This is a genomic window from Ancylobacter sp. FA202 (genome assembly GCF_000380205.1).
Lineage (GTDB): Bacteria > Pseudomonadota > Alphaproteobacteria > Rhizobiales > Xanthobacteraceae > Ancylobacter.
This window is the reverse complement of record NZ_KB904818.1, coordinates 4,396,045-4,419,508: the sequence shown is the minus strand read 5'-3', so window position 1 is coordinate 4,419,508 and position 23,464 is coordinate 4,396,045. Positions and strand designations below refer to the sequence as shown.

The following is a 23,464-nucleotide window of genomic DNA, read 5'->3' as shown; positions in this document are numbered from 1 at the left end:
ATGCCTGACAGGTACTGGAGTGCGTCGCAACGCGGCCCCGCGCGCCTGCTCAGGTTGGCATCAGCGTATACTGAGATACCAGGCGATCAAGGGGGCTCCGTCGTTAACACCGCTCAGCTCTCGGCTCGTCCCACGCTCGATTGACTCGTTCAAGAAATCGACATACCGTCTGTTTGTGTTCGTAATATCTCTAGGCGATATGTAGATCGAGATGACCCAGACGGCCACCACACGCTTCCCCTTTTCGATCGGTCACGTGGCCAAGGTCACAGGTGTCGCTGTCTCGACCATCCGCTCATGGGAGACCCAGGGGCTTCTCACCTCCACCAAGTCTTCCGGCGGCCACCGTTCCTATGGCGAGGCGGATATTGAACGCATCCGCCGCATTGACCGCATGCGCCGCGTCGAGGGCCAGAGCCTGTCCGGCATCCGTCGGTTCCTCGAAAGCGAGGAGGAGGCCACCGCCGCGCCGGAGAGCGAAACCGCGCCGGTCGCTGCCTTCAACCATCTCGGCGCCCGCGTCCGCAGCCTGCGCCAGGAGGCTGAAATGTCGCTGCGCGAGCTGTCCGAGCGCACGGACATCGCCTCCTCGCATCTGAGCATGTTCGAGCGTGGCGTGGCCTTTCTTTCGCCGGCACGGCTCAATGCCATTGCCGAAGTCTTTGGCCGCACGCTCGCGGAACTGCTGGGCGGCACCAAGGGGCGTGACTTTCCCGTGGTGCGGCATGGGCAGGGGCGCATCGTCGGCTCCTTCGGCCCCGGCGTCACCATCGAGCAGCTCACCGTCTCACAGCGCCTGATGGATGCCGAGGTCTGGACGATCGACCCCGAGCGCGAGAGCGACGGCTTCTACGCCCATGAGGGCGAGGAACTGATCTATGTGCTGGAAGGCTCGCTCGAACTCGCCCTCGCCGACCGCGACGCGGAGGTGCTGAGCCCCGGCGACGGCGCCTATTTCAACAGCCGCATCGCTCATCGTTGGCGCAACACCGGCACTGTGCCGGCCAAGGTGCTGTGGATCAACACCGACAGCGACCGCCTCTCGACCATGAGCTTCGAGAAGACCGACCGGCGGCTCGGGCTCGGCGCCGGTCTTGGCGGCGGCATCGGCGAGGGAGCGCTCAGCCTCGAACTGCCGCAAGGCGCGCGGACCTTCCGCGTCATTGAGACCCATACCGAGGGGCATCCCACCCATATTCTCATCGAGCCGCTGGAAGGCCTCGACGCGGACAGCGTGGCCGGCAAGTCCCGCCAGTTTGCCGAGCGTTATGACAGCCTGCGGCCCATGCTCCTGCATGAACCTCGCGGCCATTCCGGCGCCTTTGGCCTCGTGCCCGTGGCGTCCAGCGCCGCCGATTTCGGCGCCTTTTTCATCTCGTCCTATGGCTATCCCGGCCTGTGCGGCCACGCGATCATGGGCTACACGGCGGCGCTGCGCGCGCTTGGCCGTCTTTCGCGCCACCCGCGCTTCACCATCGAGGTACCGAACGGCATCCTCACCGTTCATGTCGGGGTCGAGGGCGACGCGGACGCCATCGCGCTCGAAATGCCGCCGGCCATCGTCTCGGAAACTGGCCGGCATGCCCGCGTCGCGGGGCACGACCTCGACGTCGCCATCGCCATGTGCGGCGACTGCTACGCGCTGGTCGATGCCGACGCGACCGGTCTGCGGCTCGATGTGAGCAGTATCGACCATCTGCTCGCTGTCGGCGACGGGCTGCGCCACCACCTGAACGAAGCGTTGCCCCGCCGGCGTGGTGCGCAGCCGGCAGTCGACGCGGTGCTGTTCCATGGCGCGGGCGAGGATGGTGCCGTGCGTCAGTTCCTCGCCATTGATCGCCAGAAATTCGATCGCTCCCCGGGCGTCGCCGGCCTCGCCAGCCTGCTGGCGCTGCGCGGTGCCCAGGGCGCGGCCGCGCCGGGCGCGCGGCTGAACGCGGTCAGCCTGTTCGGCGGGCACCTCTCCGGCGAACTCATCACGACGACCCATGGCGCCGGCGGCGCCGTGGCGGTCACGACCCGGATCACGGGACGCGCGCATCTCAAGGCCGTGGCGACGCTCATCCAGGAAGCGGGCGATCCCCTCGGCAGCGGCTTCCTGAGATAGGCCCACGCCTCAATACCAAACCAGAGAACTAGGGAACCGACGATGATCACAGCCTCGTCCATTCGGCCGGCCCCGGCCGCCAGCTCGCTTTTCCGCTCTTTCGTCCTGCTGTTCGTGGGTGCCGTCGTGCTGGCGCTCTCAACCTTCCAGTCCGCCTTTGCCGCCGATCCGAACCTCGTGCTCGACCGCATCCGCAAGAGCGGCGAGCTGCGCGTGCCGGTCATGATCGGCGAGGAGCCCGGCTATATCCGCGACCGCAACACCGGGGAATGGAGCGGCTTCTACGTCGAGTGGGCCAACGACATCGCCACGCTGCTGAACGTCAAGGTCGTGCCTGTCGAAACCACCTGGGGCAACCTTGCAGCCGACTTCCAGGCCAACAAGATCGACATCGCGTTCGGACTGAACCCGAACCCGAAGCGCGGCCTCGTGGTCGACTATCTCAGCGTCCCGCTGTTCACCGACGCCTGGGCCATCGTCACCAAGCCGGGCTTTACCAAGAAGACCTGGGCCGAGCTGAACGACCCGTCAGTGCGCATCGTCGTGCAGAAGGGCGGCACGATGCAGGTTGTCGCCGAGGCGCTCACCCCCAAGGCCAACATCATCGTGGTGGAAGACCGCCCGCTCGGCATCATGGAGCTGCAGGCCAACCGCGCCGACGCCATGATCCTCGCCGTGTTCGACGCCATCGACGTCTCCAAGGCGATCAACGGCCAGATCGCGCTGCCGAGCCCGATGCTGCTCAACCCGGCGACCATCGGCATGCGCCGCGAGGAAGGCAATGAGGGCTACGAGAACTGGCTCACCAACTGGGTGAACCAGCAGCGCGCCCTCGGCCTCGCCCAGGGCAAGCTGCGCAAGGCCTTCGAGGCGCGCGGCATCGACCTCTCCGTGCTGCCGGCTGAATTCAACTTCTGACGTCGCCCCTCTCGTCGACGTCTCCTACGGTGCCGGCGCCCGCCGCCGGCACCGGCCTTTCCCTCCCCCGTAAGGTCGCCGCGCCGTGTTCGACTGGTCCGTCATCACCCAAAACGCCCATCTGTTCGCCTGGGGACTGGTCGTCACCCTCGAATACACGGTCATCACCTGCGTTCTCGGCCTGATCATCGGGCTGCTGATCGCGCTGGTGCAGCTGTCGCCGATCAAGGCGCTGCGCGTTGTCGGCCGGCTGTTCGTCGAGTTCTTTCGCAATGTGCCGCTGCTGGTCTGGCTGCTGTGGAGCTATTACGCGCTGCCGATCTTCGCCGGCATCAACATCAGCAAGCAGGCGGCGGGTATTCTCGCCCTCAGCCTCTATGGCGGCGCCTACTACGCCGAAATCCTGCGCGCCGGCATCCAGTCGCTCGACCATGGACAGGCGGACGCAGCCAAGGCGCTCGGCATGCGCTCCTGGCAGGCCATGCGCCGCATCATCCTGCCCCAGGCCTTCCGCCAGATGATCCCGCCGCTGGCGGGCCAGACCATCATCCAGATGAAGAACACCACGCTGCTGTCGGTGCTCACCGTGCCGGACCTGCTCTACCAGGCGAGCTACGTGTCGTCGTTCACCTACCGGCCGATGGAAGTCTACACGGTGGTCGGTATCATTTTCCTCGTCATTCTCATTCCCTCCAACTATCTCGCGCGCCGGCTCGAGATGAACTCCCAGTGAGGGCGCGAACCATGACCCGCCTTTCCCCCGATGCCGCGCCGCTGGTCGAGGTGAGCCAGGTGCGCAAGTCGTATGGCTCGCACGAAGTGCTCAAGGGCATCGACCTCACCGTCTATCCCGGCGAAGTGGTGGCGCTGCTCGGCTCGTCCGGTTCGGGCAAGACGACGCTGCTGCGCTGCGTGAACCTCTTGGAGAATCCCAGCTCCGGCCGGATCGCCATCGACGGCTCGCCGATATTCGACCGGGCGGCTGATGGCCACGACAATGCCCGCATCAGCGGCCGCGACGTGGCGGCCATGCGCAGCCGCGTCGGCATGGTGTTCCAGCAGTTCAATCTCTTTCCGCACATGAACGTGCTGGCCAACGTGATGGAAGGCCCGCGCACCGTGCTGGGCGAGGACGACGCCAGCAACCGCGCCCGCGCGCTCGACCTTCTCGCCAAGGTCGGTATGTCGGACTTCGCCGACCGCATGCCCGGCCGCCTCTCGGGCGGGCAGAAGCAGCGGGTCTCCATCGCCCGCGCCCTCAACATGCGCCCCTCGCTGATGCTGTTCGACGAGCCGACCTCGGCGCTCGACCCCGAACTGGTCGGCGAGGTGCTCAACACCATGATCACCCTCGCCCGCGAGGGGATGACGATGCTGGTCGTCACCCATGAGCTGGGCTTCGCGCTGGAAGTCGCCACCCGCGTGGTGTTCCTGGATCAAGGCGCCATCTGCGCGCAGGGAACGCCGCAGGAGGTTCTGCTCCACCCCACCAATGAGCGCGTCCGCACCTTCGTGAACCGCTTCCACGCCACCGCCGAGCTGATGCGCCCGCTGCTGCAGACCTGACGCGCCGGCCGGCGCCTCCCCTCACCTTCCGACGCCGCTGCGTGCCGCCGTTGCACGCCACGCCCCCGCTTTGTCCCGACACACCCGATCAAGAGCCGAGACCGACATGACCAAGACCAACTGGCAGGGCATCCACAGTGTCCTCGTCACGCCCTTCCTGCCCGAGGGCGCCATCGACTTCCCGCGCTTCGAAGCGCTTGCCGAGGCCAATATCGCCAATGGCGCCGACGGCCTCATCGTCTGCGGCTCGACCGGCGAATTCTACGCCATGAGCGTCTCCGAGCGGGTGAAGCTGTTCGAGGCGACGGTGAAGGTCGCCGCCGGCCGCGTGCCGGTGCTGGCCGGCGTGTCCGATCTCCACACCGATGTGGTTCTGGAACTCACCAAGGCCGCCGAGACGACGGGCTGCGACGGCATCCTCGCTTTGCCGCCGATCTACGCCAAGCCGGACCTGCGCGAGGCCGAGCACTTCTACCGCCGCATCTGCGCCGCTTCCGGCCTGCCGGTCATGCTCTACAACAGCCCGGTGCGCATCGGCGTCAACATCACGCCCGATCTGGTGGCGCGCCTCGCCGAGATTCCGAACGTCGTCGCCATCAAGGATTCCTCCGGCGACATCCAGCAGGTCGCCGAGCTGTGCCAGAAGGTGAAGGGCGAGCTGGCGGTGTTCGTCGGCTATGAGACGATGATCCGCTCCTCCCTGCCGCTCGGCGTCGTCGGTGTCGTCGCCATGGCGCACCAGCTCTCCGGCCGCCTCGTGCGCCGCTATTACGACGCCTGCCTCGCCGGAGACACCGCGACGGCGGACCGGCTGGAGCCGGCGCTGTTCGCCATCTACCGCTGCTTCAAGACCGGCAGCTTCTATGCCGGCATCAAGGCGGCGATGAACACGCTCGGCCAGCCAGTCGGCATCCCGCGCGAGCCGCTGCTGCCCTTCTCGGACACCCAGCTGGCCAGCGTGGCGAAGATCCTCGCCGACGCCGACGTCGCCGCCACCATCAACACGCTCGCCTGAACGGACACAGACATCATGCGCTCAACCCGCATTATCCAGGGCATCGATTCCCACACCGCCGGCTGCCCGCTGCGCCTCATCACCTCAGGCTTCGGGCCGATCCGCGGCGCCACCATGGTGGAAAAGCGCGCCGACCTGATGAGCCGCGACTGGCTGCGCCAACTCGTGCTGTTCGAGCCGCGCGGCTCGTTCAACATGCCCGCCGCCGTGCTCACCGAAGCCTGCTCGCCCGACGCCGATATCGGCATGCTGATCCTGGAGCCGGACACCTATCCCCCCATGTGCGGCCATTGCGCCATGGCGGTCGCCACCATCGCCGTTGAGGCCGGCTACATCACCGCGCAGGAAGGCGAGACGCTGGTGCGGCTCGACACCCCGGCGGGCGTCGTCCCGGCGCGGGTGAAGGTGGAGAATGGCCGCGCCGTTTCCGTCACGCTGGAGATGCCGCTGAGCTTCCTCTACCAGCGCGACGTGTTCGTCGAGACCAAGAGCTTCGGCAAGGTCCGCGCCGACATCGCCTTCGGCGGCGATTTCTATCTGATCGTCAAGGGCTCCGATCTCGGCCTCGACCTCACCACCGACAATGCTTGGGCGCTGGTGAGCGCGGCGGCGGAACTGCGCGCCGGGCTGAAGGACATTCCGGTCCAGCACCCGACGCTCGCCCATGTCAACGAGATCTACCAGATCGAGATCGTCGGCGACGGCGACGGCGTGCGCTTCGACGGCAAAAACGTCGTGGTCTGCCCGCCGACCGTGATCGACCGCTCGCCCTGCGGCACCGGCACCGCCTCGCGCATGGCGATGCTGCACGGCAAGGGCGAGCTGAAGGTGGGGGACATTTTCCGCCATGCCGGCATCCTCGACACCGTGTTCACCGGTGCGATCCAGGGCGAAGACAAGGTCGGCGACCTGCCCGCGATCGGCTGCACCGTCACCGGCTCAGCCTACCTCACCGGCACCTTCAACTTCTTCCTCGATCCCAACGACCCGTTCCAGCAGGGCTTCCGCCTGACGGGCGTCTGAGGAAACGGGTGCAGGAGAGGCATATGTCCCACGATTTCGACCCGAACGGCGTCGCCGCCATCACCGATCACCTGATCGACGGGCGACGCCTCGCCGGGGACGGCGCGGAAATCGCGCTGATCCGCCCGTCCGACGGCGCGGCGATCGGCACCCTCCGCGCGGCGGACGAGGCGCTGGTGGACGCGGCCATGCGCAGCGCCGCCAACGCCCGCACCGCCTCCGGCTGGGCCACCGCCACGCCGCTGGAACGGGCGCGGGTGCTGAAAGCGTGGGCCGACCTCATCGACGCGCGGCGCACCGAGCTCGGGCGGCTGGAAGCGGCGACGACGACCCGGCCGGTGGCCGACGTCATCACCCGCGACCTCGTCCGCGCGGCGGGCGCCGTGCGCTACTTCGCCGAATGGGCGGACAAGATCGAAGGAACGCTGATCGCCGGTGCGAACAGCGGCACCACCTTCCTCAAGCCGGAGCCCTATGGCGTCATCGCCTCCATCGCGCCGTTCAACTTCCCGGCGATCAACGCCATCTGGAAGTCCGCCCCGGCGCTGGCGACCGGCAATGCGGTGGTGCTGAAACCTTCCGAGCTCACCCCGTCCTCGGCTGTCATGATCGCCGAACTCGCCATCGAGGCCGGGCTCCCCGCCGGCCTGTTCAACGTGGTGCAGGGCGCGGGCGCCACCGGCTCTGCGCTGGTGCGCCATCCGCTCACGGCTAAGATCACCTTCACCGGCTCCTCCGCCACCGGCGCGCGGGTGATGGCGGACGCGGCGATGACCGGCACCAAGCCGCTCACCCTGGAACTCGGCGGCAAGACGCCCCAGTTGGTCATGGACGACGCGCATGATCTCGACGCGCTCGCCGCCACCATCGCCGGCGGGTTTCTGGCCAATGCCGGGCAGGTCTGCACCGCCGGTACGCGGCTGATCGCGCCGCGCCGGCTGCTGGACGAACTGACGGAGAAGATCATCGACATCGCGCAGGCGCGCATCGCCGGCCCCACCTGGGACACGCGCGCAACCCTGCCACCGATCATCAGCGAGAAGCAGGCGGCCCGCATCGACGCCATGCTGGCACAGACGGTGGCCGACGGCGCCACCGTCCTCACCGGCGGCCGGCGCTGCGCCACCATGAATGCCGGGGCCTATGTCGAGCCGACCGTGCTCTCGGGCGTGCCCGACACGTCGGTCGGCTTCCGCGAGGAGTTCTTCGGCCCGGTGCTGTCCGTCTACGCCTATGACGACGAGGACGAGGCGCTGGCGATGGCCAACCATCCCAGCTACGCGCTCGCCGCCAGCCTTTACACCACCAGCGCCGCCAAGGCGCTGGCCCTCCCCGCCCGCCTCAATGCCGGCACGGTCTGGGTCAACGGCCATGGCCGCCAGCCCGATTTCGCCACCCCGCAGGGCGGCTTCGCCGGCTCCGGCTTCGGCAAGGAAATGGGGCGTGCGGGGCTTGAGGGCTTCCTGCGCTTCAAGACCGTCTGGCTCAACCACGGCTGAGAACATGTCCGAACACGCATATGACTACATTGTCGTCGGCGGCGGCGCGGCAGGTGCCGTGCTGGCGAGCCGGCTTTCGGAAGCCTCGAACCTCAAGGTCGCGCTGATCGAGGCCGGGCCGGACACGCCGCCCGGCGCCGAGCCGGCCGACACGCTCGACGCCTATCCGATCGTCGCCTATTTCAACCGGCTCTATCACTGGCAGAACCTGTCCATCCACCTCAACGCCCCCAAGCCCGGCGCGGCGGGGCGGCGCTATGAGCAGGCGCGGGTGATGGGCGGGGGCACCTCGATCAACGGCCAGTTCGCCTTTCGCGGCGTGCCCTGGGATTATGAGCACTGGCGCGAGGACGGCGCCGAGGGTTGGGGCTGGGACGACGTGCTGCCCTATTTCCGCAAGCTGGAAACCGACCTCGATTATGGCGACAGCCAGCTGCATGGCAGCCACGGCCCGCTGCCGCTGCGCCGCATTCCCGAAAAGGACTGGTCGCCCTTCGCCAAGACCGTGGCGAAGGTGCTCGACACGAAGGGCGTGGCCAATATCCGGGACCATAACGGCGTCTTCGACGACGGCTATTTCCCGATGACCATCAACAATGTGGAGGGAAAGCGCGTTTCCACCGCCCGCGCCTATCTCACGCGCGAGGTGCGCGCCCGGCCGAACCTGACCATTCTCGCCGAAACCGAGATGACCGAGCTACTGTTCGAGGGCCGCCGTGTCACCGGGCTGAAGGCGCAGGGCCCGCAGGGGCCGCTCACCCTCAAAGCGCGCGAGGTGATCCTCTCCACCGGCGCGCTGCAGACGCCGGCCCATCTCATGCGCGCCGGCATCGGTCCGGCGGCGCATCTGAAGGAGTTCGGCCTCAATGTGCGGGCGGACCGGCCGGGCGTCGGGCAGAACCTGCAGGACCACCCGATGGTGGCCTTCGCCGCCTATCTGCCAAAAGCCGCGCGCCTGCCGGCCAGCCAGCGCCGCCACATCCAGCTGGGCTATCGCTACTCGTCCGGCCTGCCGGAGACCACGCCGGGCGACATGTTCGTGCTGCCCTCCAACCGCGCGGCCTGGCACCCGCTTGGGCGGCGGCTGGCCTCGATCCTCGTCTGCGTTAACCGGCCGTACTCCACCGGCGAGGTGCGGCTGCAGGGAAGCGACGCCGCGACCGCGCCCTTCGTCAATTTTCGCCAGCTCTCGGATGAGCGCGACCTCGTGCGGCTGGAGGACGGCATGCACCGGCTGTGGGGCATCGTCACCGATCCGGCGATGGACGGGGTGATCGAGAGCATCTTCCCCGCCACCTTTTCCGAGCGCGTACGCAAGCTCGGCGCGGTCAGCCGCACCAACTGGTTCATGACGCTGATGGCCGCCGGCATCATGGCCACCGGCCCGCTGTCCCGCAAGTTGATGATCGAGAATGTCATCACCCCCGGCCTCAAGGCGCGCGAGATGATGGGCGACCGCGAGGCGCTGCGTGCCTGGATCCGGGACAATGCCTGCGGCAGCTGGCACGCCTCGGGCACCTGCCGCATCGGCCGCCCGGACGATCCACGCGCCGTGGTCGACAGCGCGGCCCGGGTGATCGGCGTCGAGGGGTTGCGCGTGGTCGACGCTTCGATCATGCCGGCTGTCATCAGCGCCAACACCATGCTCACCACCATCATGGCCGGCGAGAAGATCGCCGACGCCATCAAGTCCGGCCGCTAGGACAGGGGAACGACATGGCAACCCGCCGCTGGATTTCGACCATCGACAGCCACACGGCGGGCCACCCCACCCGCGTCGTCACCGGCGGCGTGCCGCCGCTCAAGGGCGACACGGTGGAGGCGCGGGCCGAGGACTTCCGCGCCCGCTTCGACCCGCTGCGCACCTTCCTGCTGCATGAGCCGCGCGGCCATGCGGCGATGGTCGGCGTGGTGATGACGGAAAGCGCGCGGGCGGATTTCGGCGCCTTCTTCCTCGGCAGCTACAAATATCTTGAAATGTGCGGCCACGCGACGATCGGGCTCGCGGTGACGCTCGACCATATGGGCCTGATCGGCCCCTCCGACGCACCGCTCAGTTCCTTCACGCTGGAAGTGCCGGCCGGCATCATCACCGTCCATGTCGAGCGCCGCAACGGTGCCGTCGCTGCCGTCACCTTCGAGAACGTGCCGGCCCATGTCGCCGCCTGCAACGTCCCGGTCGCCGCCCTGGGGGTGAACGTGAATGCCGATGTGGTGTGGGGCGGCAACTGGTACGGCCTCATTGCCGCCCGCGCCGCCGGGGTGGAACTGGCGCCGTCCGGCGTCTCCCACGCCATGGCCGTCGGCGCGGCGCTGAAGGCGGCCCTGAACGCCGGCATCAATGAGGGCCGCGTGCCGGGCGCCACCCGGCCGGTCGATTCCATCCTGTTCTACGAGACCGAGGCGGACGATCACGGTCTGGTCAGCCGCCAGCTGGTGGTGCTGGAATCGAACAAGTTCGACCGCTCGCCCTGTGGCACCGGCTCCTCGGCGCGGCTGGCGCAGATGGTAGCGCGCGGCGAACTCGGCCTCGACCAGCCCATCCGCACCCGCAACATTCTCGGCGTCGATTTCACCGCCACCGCGCGGGCGGTCGCGGCGGAGGCCGGCGCCCAAAAGGCCGGCGCTATCGCGCCGCATGTTGTCGGTCTCGCCCATATCACCGGCGAGCACCGGTTCGTGCTCGCGCAAGGCGACCCATTGCCGGACGGCTTCCTCTGCCGCTGACGCTGATCCGCCCCTCATTCCGGCCCCTGGAGACTGCAATGACCGACCTTTCCACCTATGACGAAACCATCGAGCTGCTGATCGACGGCACCTGGTGCCAGGGCTCCGAGGGCAAGAGTGAGCCGCTGGAAAACCCGGCCACCGGCGAGGTGCTCGGCACCGTTCCGCATGCCTCCGACGCCGATCTCGCCCGCGCGCTCGACGCCGCGCAGCGCGGCTTCAAGGTCTGGAAGGCGATGACCGCGCAGGCGCGCTACACGCTGATGATGAAGGCGGCGGACCTCATCGAGGCGCGCAAGGAGCGCATCGGGCGCATCCTGACGCTGGAAAACGGCAAGCCGCTCGGCGAAGCCGTGCCGGAAGTCCAGTTCGCCGCCGACGCCACGCGCTGGTATGCCGAAGAAGGCAAGCGCGCCTATGGCCGCATTGTGCCCGCCCGCATGGCCAATGTGCGCCAGATGGTGCTGAAGGAGCCGGTCGGCCCGGTCGTCGCCTTCGCCGCCTGGAACTTCCCGTCCTCCAACGTCATCCGCAAGATCGCTGGCGCGCTCGGCGCGGGCTGCTCGATCATCATCAAGCCGGCGGAAGAGACCCCCGGCACGGCGGTCGCCATCGCCCGCTGCTTCCAGGAGGCCGGGCTGCCGGCGGGCGTGCTGAACGTGGTGTTCGGTGCGCCGGCGCATGTCAGCAAGGTTCTGATCGCCTCGCCCATCCCCAAGGCGGTGACGCTCACCGGCTCCACGGCCGTGGGCAAGCAGCTGCAGCGCCTGGCCGCCGATACGCTGAAGCGCTGCACCATGGAGCTGGGCGGCCATGCGCCGGTCATCGTCCATGACGATGCCGATCTCGATCTGGCCGCCCGCACACTGGTGGCGTTCAAGTTCCGCAATGCCGGCCAGGTCTGCACCTCGCCGACGCGCTTCTTCGTCCATGAATCGCTTTACCAGCCCTTCGTCGCCCGCTTCGTCGAGCTGGCCTCGGCGCTGAAGGTGGGCAACGGCCTCGATTCCGGCATCCAGATGGGGCCGATGATCGCCCGCCGCCGCCTCGCGGCGATGGAAGAGCTGGTGAACGATGCCGTCGCCAAGGGCGCGAGCCTGAAGCTGGGCGGCAAGCGCATCGGCAATCAGGGGCACTTCTTTGCCCCCACCGTTCTGGCCGACGTGCCGGCCGACGCCGCGATCATGTCGAGCGAGCCGTTCGGCCCCATCGCCCCGCTCACCCCGTTCTCCAGCTTCGACGAGGTGATCGAGCGGGCCAATGCGCTGCCCTATGGCCTCGCCTCCTTCGTCTTCACCCGCTCCGGCGCGCTGGCGGCCCGCACGGAGGAAGCGCTCGACGCCGGCCTCGTCGGCGTCAACCACATGGCAGTGTCGACGCCGGAGACGCCCTTCGGCGGCGTCAACGAGTCGGGCTACGGCTCGGAGAGCGGCATCGAGGGGCTGGACGCCTTCCTGCGCACCAAGTTTGTGTCTGAACTCGCCGCTCTTTGATGATGGGCTGGTCGCGCGCTCGGTCGGCGATTCCCGCCGATCGACCGCGCGAGGCTTTTCGGTGACGAGGGCCGTCTTTCGGCTTCTCGTCACCTGTTCGTTCAAGGCTGGCGTACCTCCGGGCACCTCGACGAAAGGCTGGCCCCTCTGCCGGTGATCCACTAGCCTTCGCCAAAACAAGGTGCGAAGCCCGTGGAAACGCCTGACCTGCCCGCCTTGCGGTCCTATCACTCCTGGATCGCCAATGAGACGCTTGAAGACTATTCGTTGCGCTACACCGCGCGCTCCTTCCGCCGCTGGTCGCCCTTCGTCATTGCCAACACGGCGCTGGGGGGCATTTCCTTCCTGGCGCTGGAGACGATCGGCGCCTCGATCACGCTGAGCTACGGCTTCATGAATGCCGGGCTGGCGATTCTCGTCGTGTCGCTCTTCATCTTCGTCACCAGCCTGCCAATCGCCTATTACTCCAGCAAATACGGCATCGACCTCGACCTGCTGACCCGGGGCGCCGGCTTCGGCTATATCGGCTCGACCATCACCTCGCTGATCTATGCCAGCTTCACCTTCATCTTCTTCGCGCTGGAAGGCGCGATCATGGCGCAGGCGCTGAAGATCTACGCCGATGTGCCGTTGGTGCTGGGCTATATCGTCTCCTCGCTGGTCATCATCCCGCTGACGCTGATGGGCATCACCATGATCTCGCGGCTGCAAATGGTGACGCAGCCGCTGTGGCTGGGCATGATGATCCTGCCCTTCGTGATGATCGCGGTGAAGGCGCCGGACGACATCGCGAAATGGGTGGACTTCGCCGGGCTGGAAACCGGCTCGCGCGGCTTCGATGTGCTCGCCTTCGGCGCGGCCGTCAGCATGATGTGCTCGCTGGTGGTGCAGATCGGCGAGCAGGCGGACTATCTGCGCTTCCTTCCTGAGAAGACCAGCGCCAACCGGCTTGGCTGGTGGAGCGCGGTGATCTCGGCCGGGCCGGGCTGGATCGTGATCGGCGGGCTGAAGATCCTCGCCGGCGGGCTGCTCGCGGTGCTGGTGCTCGGCAGCGGACTGCCGCGCCCGGCGGCGCTGGAGCCGATCCACATGTACATCGTGGCCTATGGCCACGTGTTCCAGAACCCCGCTCTGGTGCTGTTCTGCGCCACCTTCTTCGTGCTGATCTCGCAGATCAAGATCAACGTCACCAACGCCTATGCCGGCTCGCTTGCCTGGTCGAACTTCTTTTCCCGCGTGACGCATTACCATCCCGGCCGGGTGGTGTGGCTGGTGTTCAACATCCTCATTTCGCTGCTGCTGATGCTTCTCGGCATCTTCGACACGCTGGAGGTGGTGCTCGCGGTTTATTCCAACATCGCCATGGCCTGGGTGGGCGCGATCGTCGCCGATCTGCTGGTGCTGAAGCCGCTCAAGGTCAGCCCGAGCTTCATCGAGTTCAAGCGCGCGCATCTGCACGACATCAACCCGGTGGGCTGCGGCGGCATGGCGCTCGGCTCGCTGGTGTCGCTAACGGCCTTCACTGGCGTGCTCGGGCCGCTGATGCAGGCCTATGCCGCGCCCTTCTCCTTTCTCATCGCCTTCCTGACCGCGACGCTGATCGGTTTCGCCACCGGCGGGCGCTATTATCTCGCCCGCCCGCCCGTGCATCCGAGCCTCGGCTCCGAGCCCTCGGCGGTGCTGCGCTGCGAAATCTGCGATCATGGCTATGAGCGGGACGACATGGCCTATTGCAGCTTCTATGAGCGGCCGATCTGCTCGCTGTGCTGCAGTCTCGACGCGCATTGCCACGACGCCTGCAAGAAATCGCACCAGGATCTGGAGAGCTCGCGCTCGCGCTATTTCGGCGGCGGCTTCACCCGGCGCATCGCCCCGCACATGCCGCAGCGGCTGCTGAAGGTCGCTGGCGTACTGATTGCGCTCTCCGTGGTGACGGGGGCGCTGTTCCTGCTCACCTACCGGCTGATCGACCCGGGCGAAGACGTGCCGCATCTCGACAATGGCGCGCTGCTGCTGCGCATCTTCCTCGCGCTGCTGCCGCTGCTGGCGATCAGCGCCTGGTGGATCGTGCTGGCCAATGAGAGCCGGGAACTGGCCGAGCGCAATCTCGTCGGCTCGCTGGAAAAGCTCTACGAGACGCGCGAGGAACTGACCCGCAGCGAGCGCCTCGCCGCGCTCGGCCAGCTCACCGCGACGGTGAGCCATGAGCTGCGCAACCCTCTCGGCACGCTCGCCACCTCGGTCGCGGTGCTGCAGCGGGCGGGCGGCATGGCCGGGGAGCGGGAGCGCAGCGAACTCGACCGGATCCAGCGCAATGTGCGCCGCTGCGTGCGGATTATCGACGACCTGCTGGAATTCTCGCGCCGCCCCAATGTCACCATGGTGCCGCTGGCGCTCGACGCCTGGATCGTCGAGCAGGTGGCGGACCTGCGGGCGCTGTCGCCGGTGGCGCTGGAGCTGGAACTGCGTTGCGACCGCATGATCGAGGCCGATGGCGAGCGGCTGCGGCAGGTTCTGGTCAATCTGGTGCAGAACGCCATGCAGGCGGTGCTCGAACGCCCGGAGGCGAGCCCGGCGGGGTGGGTGCGGATCGTCACCGCCTGCGAGGACGAGAGCGTGCGCCTGACCGTCGCCGACAATGGCGTCGGCATGAGCGAGGAGGCGAGCCAGCGCCTGTTCGAGCCGCTTTTCAGCACCAAGCCGTTCGGCCTCGGCCTCGGCCTCGCCCTGGTCCGGCGCCTGGTCGAGCGCCATGGCGGCCGCGTTGTTGTCGCCTCGCGTCCCGGTGACGGCACACGGGTCGACATTTTCCTGCCCGCCGCCCCTGCGGAGCACCAGCATGTGGCATGACGAAAAGCGGCGCGTCCTGATCGTGGACGATGACCACGACTTCGCGGCCAGCCTTGCCCTGCTGCTGGAGTTGGAAGGCTATGAGGTGGTCGTCGCCCATCATGGAGCGGCGGCGCGGGAAGCGGTGGCGCGCGTGCCGGTGGCGGTGGCGCTGGTCGACATTCGCCTCGGCCATGAGGACGGGGTGGCCGTCGCGGTTGATCTCGGGCGGATCCGTCCGGACCTGCTCACGGTCATGGTCACCGCCTATGCCTCGGTGCAGACCGCGATCAAGGCGCTGCAGGCCGGCATCTACGACTATGTCTGCAAGCCGTTCGAGCCCGCCGAGCTGCTGGCGACGCTCGCCCGATGCTTCGACCGGCACCGCCTGGCGGCAGACCGGGCGCAGGCGGAGGAGTTGCTGCGCCGCAGCCGCCGCATGGAGGCGGTTGGCCGGCTTTCGGCTGGCATCGCCCATGATTTCAACAATCTGCTCACCGTTGTCGGCGGAAGCCTCAAGCTTCTGCAGGAGGAAATGGCGCGGGGCGCGGCCGGCGACGCCGCCATCATGCGCGAACTGGTGGTCGACGCCCTGGGGGCGGTGGAGGAAGGCATTCTGGCCAATCGGCGTCTGCTCGCCGTCGGCCGGGCGCAGCCTCTGTTGCCGCGCGTGCTGGATCTCGGCGACGCGGTCGAACAGGTGGTGAGCCGGGCGCGCCACGCCTTTGGCGCGGGGGTGACGCTGGAGCTGCGCCCGTCGCCGCTGGCCTGCCTCGCCCTTGCCGATCCCCATCAGTTGGAGGCCAGCCTGCTAAACTTGATCTTCAATGCCCGCGACGCGGTGGCGGGCGCCGGCACCGTGCGCGTGGCCATCGACACATGCGATCTGCCGCCGGGCTCCGCCCTTCTCCTGGGTGACATGGCGCCGGGCCTCTATGCCGGGATCGTGGTCGAGGATGACGGCTGCGGCATGGCCTCGGATATCGCCGAGAATGCCCTCCAGCCGTTCTTCTCCACCAAGCCGGCCGAGAGCGGTAGCGGCCTCGGCCTGCCCACCGCCTATGGGTTCGCCCGCCAGTCCGGCGGCAATCTCCTCATCGAGAGCGAGGCGGGCGTCGGAACGCGCGTCACGCTTCTGCTGCCGGCGACGCCGCCGCGCCCCTGAAAAGGCCGCGGCCGGGGTCAGTGCCGCAGAGTTCAGTGCGATGGGGGCGGCGTGAAGACATAGCCCTCGCCACGGACGGTCTTGATGATCTGGAAGCCGGTGCCGTCGTCCAGCTTGCGCCGTAGCTTGCCGACCAGCACGTCGATGCTGCGGTCGAACGGCGCCCATTGCCGGTGCGCGACCAGGTCGAGCATCTGGTCGCGGGTGAGCACGCGGCCGGGCCGCTCGGTGAGCGCCACCAGGAGGCGGAATTCGTGGCTGGTGAGGGCGACCCGGCTGGTGTCCGGGCGTATCAGCTCCCGGCCGTCGAGATCGAGCTGCCACGTCCCGAACCGCCGCCGGTTATCAGCCGCCTCCGCCGAGGGGGCGCCCCGTCCCATGCCTCGGGCGCGCCGGAGCAGCGCGCGGATGCGCGCCAGCAATTCGCGCGGCTCGAATGGCTTGGTGACATAGTCGTCGGCGCCGAGTTCGAGGCAGACGATTTTGTCGACCGTCTCGCATTTGGCCGAGAGCACGAGCAGCGGCATGTGCCCGGTCGCGCGCACGGTGCGCGCCAGCGACAGGCCGTCTTCCCCGCGCGGAAAGGTCAGGTCGAGAATGATCAGGTCGAAGCTTGTGACGGCGAGCGCGTCGCGCATGCTGCTGCCATCCAGCGCGAACTCCGCGGAAAAGCCTTCCCGCGCGAGGAATTTGGTGACGAAGCCGCACATCCGTCGGTCATCATCCACCATCAATATGCGCGGCATGCACGCCGTTTCGCCCATGAACCCGCCCCGTGCATTCGCGCACCGAGACGACCGCTTGCGTCGCCTTGCGCCGATCATAGCCTCCCGGCGCCGGCTATGGGCAGTCACCGGGTGGGAATTACAAAACTTTACATTCGCCGGCCCCGGTACGGGCAAGGCGCTTACATACGGCTCCTAGCCTTCCTCGGCAGGGTGCAGGCAGGGCGGCTTCGACCGCCCGCCTTCAGCAACGGCATGAAAGCCGCGGCACCCTCACAGGAGGAAGCTCATGGCCAAGACCGTCTTCAAGATCGATCTCAACAAGGCGCCTGAAGATCAGGACATCAAGACGCATAATCGCTGGCATCCCGACATTCCCATGGTCGAGATGTTCAAGCCCGGCGACGAGTTCCGGGTCGAGTGCTACGACTGGACCGGCGGCCAGATCGGCAACAATGACAGCGCCAACGATGTGCGCGATGTCGACCTGACCAAGGTGCATTACCTCAGCGGCCCGTTCGGGGTCGAAGGCGCCGAGCCGGGCGACCTCATGGTCGTCGACATTCTCGACATCGGGCCGCTCGAAGGCTCGGAATGGGGCTTCAACGGCCTGTTCGACAAGAACAATGGCGGCGGCTTCCTCACCGAGCACTATCCCGATGCGGTGAAATCCTGCTGGGATTTCCACGGCATCTACACCACTTCGCGCCACGTACCGCGGGTGCGCTACCCCGGCCTTGTCCATCCCGGGCTCATCGGCTGCCTGCCCGACCACAAGCTGCTGGCGGAGGCCAACCGGCGCGAGGCCGCCCTTGTCGCCACCAATCCCAACCGCGTGCCCCCGCTCGCCGCGCTGCCCTATTCCGACACGGCGCTGATGGGCCAGATGCACGGCGCCGCCCGCGACAAGGCGGCGGCGGAAGGCTGGCGCACCGTGCCGCCGCGCGAGCATGGCGGCAATTGCGACATCAAGAACCTGTCGCGCGGCGCCCGCTGCTATTTCCCGGTCTATGTGAAGGGTGGCGGCCTCTCTATGGGCGACATCCATTTCTCGCAGGGCGACGGTGAAATCACCTTCTGCGGCGCCATCGAGATGGCCGGCTGGATCGATATCGGCGTCAGCCTGATCAAGGGCGGCATGGCGAAGTACGGCGTCATCAACCCGATCTTCAAGCCGAGCCCGATCGACCCGCATTTCGACGACTACCTCATCTTCGAGGGCATCTCGGTCGACGAGCACACGGGCGAGCAATACTATCTCGACGCGCATGTCGCCTACCGCCGGGCCTGCCTCAATGCCATCGAATACCTGAAGAAATTCGGCTATTCGGGCGAGCAGGCCTACACGATCCTCGGCACCGCCCCGGTCGAGGGGCGCATCGCCGGCATCGTTGACATCCCCAATGTCTGCGCGACCGTGGCGATCCCGACCAAGATCTTCGACTTCGACATCAACCCGAACTCCACCGGGCCCACAAGGCAGGTGTCGGGCGTCGACGTCGCCCGCGCGAGCTGAACCCTTCCGGCAACTTGGCGCCCCGGCTGGCCGGTCCGGCCGGGGCTGAGGAGATCGACCATGCTGCTCGGACTGGGCCTGCTTTATGTCGGCGCGGTGCTTGTGCTCAACGGCCTCTGGCTGCTGGGCAAGATCGAGGATCGCGAAATCATCGTGGTGAACGTCGTCTCCGGTGTGGTGACGCTCGCCATCTCGCTGTTCTGGGCGTTCAATCCGCAGGCGGATGCCGGCTCCATCAAGGGCGCGGCGCTCACCCTGCTGTTCACCGCCACCTATTTCTGGGTGGCCTATAACCGCGTCACCAAGGTGGACGGGCGCGGCCTTGGCTGGTTCAGCCTGTTCGTCGCCATCACCGTGGCGCCAGTGGCGATCCAGTCGCTGCGCGGGGCGGACAGCTCCATCAGCCTCTGGATGGGGTGGAACTGGGTGGGATGGTGCCTGCTGTGGTTCTGCTACTTCCTGCTGCTCACCATGAAACAACCCATCTTGCGCTTTACCGGCGCCTTCACGGTGCTGATCGGCATCGTCACCGGCTGGGTGCCCGGCGTGTCGCTGCTGCAAGGCTGGCTGCAGCCCTGATCGAGCAATGGCCACGGCCATTTGCTCTCCCGGATGGCCCATGGGCCATCCGCTTTCCCACATGGAGCGCGAACATGCCCCTCTATTCCTATGCCTGTGAGGATTGCGGCCCGTTCGAGGGCTGGAGTTCGATGAATGAGGCCGACCGGCCCGCCTGCTGCCCGGAATGCGCCGCCAGCGCGCCACGCGAAATGGCGATGCCCCGGCTCAGCACCATGAATGGCACGCTGCGCCGGGCTCTGGCCCGCTCCGAGGGCACCGCCTCGGAACCGAAGGTGGTCTCGCGCGAGCATCTGGCCGGCTGCGGCTGCTCGCTCTGCGGCGCGCGCAAGAACAAGCCGGCGCCGATCGAACGGCGCTGGTCGCTGGGGCACTGAAGGCGCCCCCACAGCAGCCCCCTGGCGGGGGCGATGCCGGCGCGTCGCTTTCGCCGGCATCGCCCTCTCGACAGCGATAACTGTATATCTTATTCTATATAGAAGTGAGATATCAGGACGCGGCGGTCGGCGATGGGGACGAGTGACGAACTGGTGGCGCTGAGCGGCGGCGAACAGGCGGCGCTGATACGCGAGCGCCGCCTGTCGCCGGTAGAACTCGTGGCGGCCTGCCTGGATCGCATCGAACGCTGGGACGGCCATTTGAAGGCCTGGATCACCGTCGATGGCGCGCGCGCCCTCGCCGCGGCGCGCCAGGCGGAAAGCGAGATCATGGCCGGGCGCTATCGCGGCCCGCTCCATGGCCTTCCCTATGGCGTCAAGGACCAGATGCACGCGGTCGGTTTCCCGACGACGCTGGGCACCCGCGTGCTCGACCCGCAGGAAACCATCGTCCCCGGCAATGCCGCTGTGATCGACCGGCTCGATGCCGCCGGCGCCATTCTGCTGGGCAAGCAGAACCTGCATGAATTCGGCAAGGGCGGCACGCTTGACTTCCCCTTCGGCCAGCCGCGCAATCCGTGGAACCCGGCCTATTCGGCCTCCAGCTCGTCGACCGGGTCCGGCATCGCGCCGGCCGCCCGTATGTGCACCTTCTCGCTCGGCGAGGACACCGGCGGCTCGATCCGTGGCCCTGCGGCGCTGAACGGCGTGGCGGGGCTGCGTCCCACCTATGGCCGGGTGAGCCGTCATGGCGCGGTGATGTCCGCCTATACGAGCGACACGATCGGTCCGCTGGCGCGCTCGGTCGGCGATCTCGCCCATGTGCTGTCCGCCATTGCCGGGCCGGATGAGCGCGACCCGTTGTGCAGCATGCGTCCCACGGAAGATTTCGCCGCCACGCTGGAGCGCTCCGTCCGGGGCCGCCGGCTCGCGGTTGTGCGCGAGATCGCCTGGGGCAACGGCACGGCCGATGAGGTGAAAGCCACCTTCGCCACCGCGCTGGACGTGCTGCGGGACCTCGGGGCGCAGATCGAGGAAGTCTCGCTGCCGCTCGCGCTCTATGCCGTGCCGTTGCAGCTTCTGAGCGCGGATGCCGATGTGGCGGCCTGGTTCCTCGGCAAATATCTGCGCGAGCGCTACCACCGTTTCGATGTCGGCACCCGCACGCGCCTTGCCGCCTCGGCGCTGGTCCCGGCGACGGCCTATAACCGCGCCATGCGGGCACGGGTGCTGGTGCGGCGTCAGGTGCTTGAGGCGCTGGAAGGGGTCGATGCGCTGGTGAGCCCGACCATGATCCGCCCGACCAAGCCGATCGACCAGGAACAGGAGACGGTGGAGACATCCGACGACGCGGTGAAGCGGCTGATGGAACGGCGCATCGGCGTCTATCCCTTCAGCCTCGCCAATGTGCCGGCGGTGTCGGTTCCCATGGGCTTCTGCCGCGCCGGCCTGCCGCTCGCCATCCAGTTCGCCGGGTGTCCCTTTGGCGAGGCGTCGCTGCTGAACATCGCCTTCGCCTATGAGCGCGCGGCGGGCTGGTGGCGGCAGGGCGCCGCGCTGGACGAAACGCTCGCCTCCTGGGCGGCCTGAGAGAACGACGCATCATGAATGTCACCCGCGATTATGTGCGTGCGGCCCTCGAATTGCAGGGCCTTTCGGTTCCCGAGGAGGAGGTGATCAATATTCATCTGCGTCTCTCCCTGTGGATGAAGGCGCTGGACGAGATCGAAGCCGCCATCGGCGACCAGATGGATGATGTCGACCCGGTTCCGCCCGTCTATCCTCATGAAAAATTCTGAGGATTGGGGACGCGATCATGGTGGCGATGACCGAGGCGGCAGATGCGGCCAAGCCGCTCTATCTCCGCATGAAGGAGGATTTGCTGCGGCGGATCCAGAGCGGGGAATGGCGGCCGGGCGAACTGGTGCCGAGCGAAAACGCACTCGCGGCCGAATATGCGGTGAGCGTCGGCACCGCCCGCAAGGCGATCGAGGAACTGGCCGACCAGCGCCTACTGGTGCGCCAGCGCGGGCGGGGCACCACGGTCGCGATGCATAATCATCGCGAGCAGGTGCAGCGCCACTACCGGCTGGAAACCCATGACCATGTAAGGCTCAACCGCGAGGCGACCTATCTCGACGTAACCGCGGCCCGCGCCAATGCGACCGAGGCCAAGGCTCTTGGCATCAATCGCGGCGCCTCGATCAGCCGGGTGCGCCGTCTGCGGGTGGCCAATAGCCGGCCCTATGTGATCGAGTATCTCGTCCTGCGCGAAGATCTGCTGCCGGGCATCGGCGCGCTGATCAACGCGACGCGCCCGCAGATTCTCTACGAACTACTGGAGCGCCAGTACCACATCATGATCGCCAAGGTGGAGGAACGGGTCACGGCCGTGAAGGCCGAGCCGGCCGACGCGGAACTGCTCGGCGTGCCGGTCGGCGAGCCGATGCTGCAGATTGAGCGCATTGGCTACGATCTCAAGGGCGTGGCGGTGGAGCGGCGCATCATGCGCGCGCGCAACGACACCCGGTACGTCTCCGAATCCTGATCCACCGCCGCGCTGCGGCCGAGCTTCCGAACCCGCCCCGCTGTGCCGGCCCTCCGGCGCAAACGCCACCGTTTTGCCCGGAGAACGCCCATGCCAGCTCCATCCCCTGCCCCCTCGCCTGCACCGTCCTCCTCTCCCGCCGCACGGCGCGGCGAAGCGTTGCTCCGCGCATGCCTGACGCGCCGGATCGGCGGGGAGAGCCGGGCATGACCGATCACATCGACGACGACCGCGCGCGGCGCGCGCCGGGCAATGACGATGAGTTCGAGGAAGAAATCGAGCGCGAGATCGAGGCATCGCTGGCCGGCCCCGCCAGCCGCGGCGCGCTGCAGAGCCGGTTCAATCGGCTGCCGGTCTGGCTCCGCATCGCCTGCGGCGGCGTGCTGGCGGCAGGCGGCGGCGTCATTGCCCATCACTTTCACCTGCCGCTGCCCTGGCTGCTGGGCGCCCTGTTCGGTTCGGCGGCGCTGAGCGTGGCCGGCTTTTCACTGCCGATCCCCGCCTTCGTGCGGCAATATGGGCAGACAGTGGCCGGCTTCGCGGTGGGCGTGTTCTTCACTCCCGAGGTTGGCCATCAGGTGCTGGATCTCGGCCTGGTGATTCTCATAGCGAGCCTGGCCTCGATCCTCATTTCAATCGTCCTTTCCCTGCCGCTGGCACGGTTCGGCGGTTGCGACCGGCGCAGCGCCTTCTTCGCGGTGATCCCCGGCGGCCTGGCCGAGATGGCGGGCCTGGCGCACCAGTTCAAGGCGAACATCACCGTGGTCTCGGTGGCGCAGAGCCTGCGCGTGGTGGTGATCGTGCTGACGGTGCCGGCAGCGCTCACGCTCTACATGCACCATGCCCGCGATGCCGGCGTGGTCCATCCGCCTGACATGTCGACGCTGATGCTGGTCATCGGCATCGCGCTCTCGGCGCTGTGCGCCCAGGTGATGAACCGGCTGCGCATCTTCAACGCCTTCCTGCTGGGCGGTCTCGTCATTGGCATGGCGGTGGGGATGACCGCCGAGGGGGCCGTGGCGGCCCCGCCCTATGCCCGCGCCATTGCCCAGATCGCCATCGGCGCTTCGCTCGGTGCGCGGTTCCATTGGCTGACACTGCGCCAGGCCGGGCCGCGCTTCGTGCCGGCGAGCATCGTCGCGACCTTTCTGCTGATCTTCGCCAATGTCGCGATTGCCGCTGCGGTTGCGGCCTATGTCGACTTTCCGACCGCCGTGCTCGCCGCCTCGCCGGGCGGCATCGCCGAAATGGCACTCACGGCGGAGGCGCTTGGACTGGCGCCGCCGATCGTCGCGGCCTGGCACTTCGCCCGCATCCTGCTGGTGGCGCTGCTCACCGCTCCGCTGTTCCGCTTCTGGGAGCGCAGGTTGTAGCCGC

General features: G+C 67.6%; 20 protein-coding genes. 19 read left to right on the top strand and 1 reads right to left on the bottom strand.

Going from position 1 to position 23,464, the window contains the following annotated elements; all coding sequences use genetic code 11:
• Nucleotides 1–211 precede the first annotated feature (211 nt).
• The 12 genes from A3M1_RS0120430 to A3M1_RS0120375 all read left to right on the top strand — a co-directional run bounded on the left by A3M1_RS0120430 (nucleotide 212) and on the right by A3M1_RS0120375 (nucleotide 16,342).
• Complete coding sequence (locus tag A3M1_RS0120430) at nucleotides 212–2,107, top strand: proline racemase family protein (protein ID WP_018390854.1); 1,896 nt, start codon at nucleotides 212–214, stop codon at nucleotides 2,105–2,107.
• Nucleotides 2,108–2,149: 42 nt separating this feature from the next.
• On the top strand, nucleotides 2,150–3,025 hold the full coding sequence (locus A3M1_RS0120425) for a transporter substrate-binding domain-containing protein (protein WP_018390853.1): 876 nt from the start codon (nucleotides 2,150–2,152) through the stop codon (nucleotides 3,023–3,025).
• Between the two features lie 85 nt (nucleotides 3,026–3,110).
• Nucleotides 3,111–3,758: an amino acid ABC transporter permease gene (locus tag A3M1_RS0120420; RefSeq protein WP_018390852.1), complete on the top strand. Its 648-nt coding sequence runs from the start codon at nucleotides 3,111–3,113 to the stop codon at nucleotides 3,756–3,758.
• 11 nt (nucleotides 3,759–3,769) lie between these two features.
• Nucleotides 3,770–4,591, top strand: coding sequence for an amino acid ABC transporter ATP-binding protein (locus tag A3M1_RS0120415; protein ID WP_018390851.1), 822 nt, complete (start codon nucleotides 3,770–3,772; stop codon nucleotides 4,589–4,591).
• Between the two features lie 106 nt (nucleotides 4,592–4,697).
• Nucleotides 4,698–5,606 (top strand): 4-hydroxy-tetrahydrodipicolinate synthase, encoded by a 909-nt coding sequence (gene dapA, locus A3M1_RS0120410; protein ID WP_018390850.1) that lies wholly within the window; start codon nucleotides 4,698–4,700, stop codon nucleotides 5,604–5,606.
• A gap of 15 nt (nucleotides 5,607–5,621) precedes the next feature.
• Nucleotides 5,622–6,629, top strand: a complete 1,008-nt coding sequence (locus tag A3M1_RS0120405) for a proline racemase family protein (RefSeq protein WP_018390849.1) — start codon at nucleotides 5,622–5,624, stop codon at nucleotides 6,627–6,629.
• 23 nt (nucleotides 6,630–6,652) lie between these two features.
• Nucleotides 6,653–8,128 (top strand): aldehyde dehydrogenase, encoded by a 1,476-nt coding sequence (locus A3M1_RS0120400; RefSeq protein WP_018390848.1) that lies wholly within the window; start codon nucleotides 6,653–6,655, stop codon nucleotides 8,126–8,128.
• A 4-nt stretch (nucleotides 8,129–8,132) separates the two neighbouring features.
• Entirely contained in the window at nucleotides 8,133–9,830 is a 1,698-nt protein-coding gene (locus A3M1_RS0120395; protein WP_018390847.1) for a GMC family oxidoreductase, read from the top strand.
• Between the two features lie 14 nt (nucleotides 9,831–9,844).
• Nucleotides 9,845–10,855, top strand: a complete 1,011-nt coding sequence (locus A3M1_RS0120390) for a proline racemase family protein (RefSeq protein WP_018390846.1) — start codon at nucleotides 9,845–9,847, stop codon at nucleotides 10,853–10,855.
• 38 nt (nucleotides 10,856–10,893) lie between these two features.
• Nucleotides 10,894–12,348 (top strand): NAD-dependent succinate-semialdehyde dehydrogenase, encoded by a 1,455-nt coding sequence (locus A3M1_RS0120385; RefSeq protein WP_018390845.1) that lies wholly within the window; start codon nucleotides 10,894–10,896, stop codon nucleotides 12,346–12,348.
• 192 nt (nucleotides 12,349–12,540) lie between these two features.
• Nucleotides 12,541–15,198, top strand: coding sequence for an ATP-binding protein (locus A3M1_RS0120380; RefSeq protein WP_018390844.1), 2,658 nt, complete (start codon nucleotides 12,541–12,543; stop codon nucleotides 15,196–15,198).
• Nucleotides 15,188–16,342, top strand: a complete 1,155-nt coding sequence (locus A3M1_RS0120375; protein WP_018390843.1) for a response regulator — start codon at nucleotides 15,188–15,190, stop codon at nucleotides 16,340–16,342. The genes A3M1_RS0120380 and A3M1_RS0120375 overlap by 11 nt, the downstream gene beginning before the upstream one ends.
• Nucleotides 16,343–16,374: 32 nt before the next feature.
• On the opposite strand, the gene A3M1_RS0120370 is transcribed toward A3M1_RS0120375, so the two are convergent.
• Nucleotides 16,375–17,088, bottom strand: a complete 714-nt coding sequence (locus A3M1_RS0120370; RefSeq protein WP_245261778.1) for a response regulator — start codon at nucleotides 17,086–17,088, stop codon at nucleotides 16,375–16,377.
• Nucleotides 17,089–17,356: 268 nt separating this feature from the next.
• On the opposite strand from A3M1_RS0120370, the gene fmdA reads away from it, so the two are divergent.
• The 7 genes from fmdA to A3M1_RS0120335 all read left to right on the top strand — a co-directional run bounded on the left by fmdA (nucleotide 17,357) and on the right by A3M1_RS0120335 (nucleotide 23,460).
• Nucleotides 17,357–18,583: a formamidase gene (gene fmdA / locus A3M1_RS0120365; RefSeq protein WP_018390841.1), complete on the top strand. Its 1,227-nt coding sequence runs from the start codon at nucleotides 17,357–17,359 to the stop codon at nucleotides 18,581–18,583.
• A 60-nt stretch (nucleotides 18,584–18,643) separates the two neighbouring features.
• Entirely contained in the window at nucleotides 18,644–19,162 is a 519-nt protein-coding gene (locus tag A3M1_RS0120360; protein WP_018390840.1) for an AmiS/UreI family transporter, read from the top strand.
• 74 nt (nucleotides 19,163–19,236) lie between these two features.
• Nucleotides 19,237–19,539 (top strand): FmdB family zinc ribbon protein, encoded by a 303-nt coding sequence (locus tag A3M1_RS0120355; RefSeq protein WP_018390839.1) that lies wholly within the window; start codon nucleotides 19,237–19,239, stop codon nucleotides 19,537–19,539.
• A gap of 132 nt (nucleotides 19,540–19,671) precedes the next feature.
• Nucleotides 19,672–21,129, top strand: a complete 1,458-nt coding sequence (locus tag A3M1_RS0120350) for an amidase (protein ID WP_018390838.1) — start codon at nucleotides 19,672–19,674, stop codon at nucleotides 21,127–21,129.
• Between the two features lie 14 nt (nucleotides 21,130–21,143).
• Entirely contained in the window at nucleotides 21,144–21,338 is a 195-nt protein-coding gene (locus A3M1_RS0120345) for a hypothetical protein (RefSeq protein WP_018390837.1), read from the top strand.
• A 17-nt stretch (nucleotides 21,339–21,355) separates the two neighbouring features.
• Nucleotides 21,356–22,087, top strand: coding sequence for a GntR family transcriptional regulator (locus A3M1_RS0120340; RefSeq protein WP_018390836.1), 732 nt, complete (start codon nucleotides 21,356–21,358; stop codon nucleotides 22,085–22,087).
• 206 nt (nucleotides 22,088–22,293) lie between these two features.
• Entirely contained in the window at nucleotides 22,294–23,460 is a 1,167-nt protein-coding gene (locus A3M1_RS0120335) for an AbrB family transcriptional regulator (protein WP_018390835.1), read from the top strand.
• Nucleotides 23,461–23,464: the final 4 nt, after the last annotated feature.

Bases quoted from the DNA above. Each gene is read 5' to 3' on its own strand.
- A3M1_RS0120430 (WP_018390854.1), top strand. From the start codon at position 212: ATGACCCAGACGGCCACCACACGCTTCCCCTTTTCGATCGGTCACGTG.
- A3M1_RS0120425 (WP_018390853.1), top strand. From the start codon at position 2,150: ATGATCACAGCCTCGTCCATTCGGCCGGCCCCGGCCGCCAGCTCGCTT.
- A3M1_RS0120415 (WP_018390851.1), top strand. From the start codon at position 3,770: ATGACCCGCCTTTCCCCCGATGCCGCGCCGCTGGTCGAGGTGAGCCAG.
- dapA (WP_018390850.1), top strand. From the start codon at position 4,698: ATGACCAAGACCAACTGGCAGGGCATCCACAGTGTCCTCGTCACGCCC.
- A3M1_RS0120405 (WP_018390849.1), top strand. From the start codon at position 5,622: ATGCGCTCAACCCGCATTATCCAGGGCATCGATTCCCACACCGCCGGC.
- A3M1_RS0120400 (WP_018390848.1), top strand. From the start codon at position 6,653: ATGTCCCACGATTTCGACCCGAACGGCGTCGCCGCCATCACCGATCAC.
- A3M1_RS0120395 (WP_018390847.1), top strand. From the start codon at position 8,133: ATGTCCGAACACGCATATGACTACATTGTCGTCGGCGGCGGCGCGGCA.
- A3M1_RS0120390 (WP_018390846.1), top strand. From the start codon at position 9,845: ATGGCAACCCGCCGCTGGATTTCGACCATCGACAGCCACACGGCGGGC.
- A3M1_RS0120385 (WP_018390845.1), top strand. From the start codon at position 10,894: ATGACCGACCTTTCCACCTATGACGAAACCATCGAGCTGCTGATCGAC.
- A3M1_RS0120375 (WP_018390843.1), top strand. From the start codon at position 15,188: ATGTGGCATGACGAAAAGCGGCGCGTCCTGATCGTGGACGATGACCAC.
- A3M1_RS0120370 (WP_245261778.1), bottom strand. From the start codon at position 17,088: ATGCCGCGCATATTGATGGTGGATGATGACCGACGGATGTGCGGCTTC.
- fmdA (WP_018390841.1), top strand. From the start codon at position 17,357: ATGGCCAAGACCGTCTTCAAGATCGATCTCAACAAGGCGCCTGAAGAT.
- A3M1_RS0120360 (WP_018390840.1), top strand. From the start codon at position 18,644: ATGCTGCTCGGACTGGGCCTGCTTTATGTCGGCGCGGTGCTTGTGCTC.
- A3M1_RS0120355 (WP_018390839.1), top strand. From the start codon at position 19,237: ATGCCCCTCTATTCCTATGCCTGTGAGGATTGCGGCCCGTTCGAGGGC.
- A3M1_RS0120350 (WP_018390838.1), top strand. From the start codon at position 19,672: ATGGGGACGAGTGACGAACTGGTGGCGCTGAGCGGCGGCGAACAGGCG.
- A3M1_RS0120345 (WP_018390837.1), top strand. From the start codon at position 21,144: ATGAATGTCACCCGCGATTATGTGCGTGCGGCCCTCGAATTGCAGGGC.
- A3M1_RS0120340 (WP_018390836.1), top strand. From the start codon at position 21,356: ATGGTGGCGATGACCGAGGCGGCAGATGCGGCCAAGCCGCTCTATCTC.
- A3M1_RS0120335 (WP_018390835.1), top strand. From the start codon at position 22,294: ATGACCGATCACATCGACGACGACCGCGCGCGGCGCGCGCCGGGCAAT.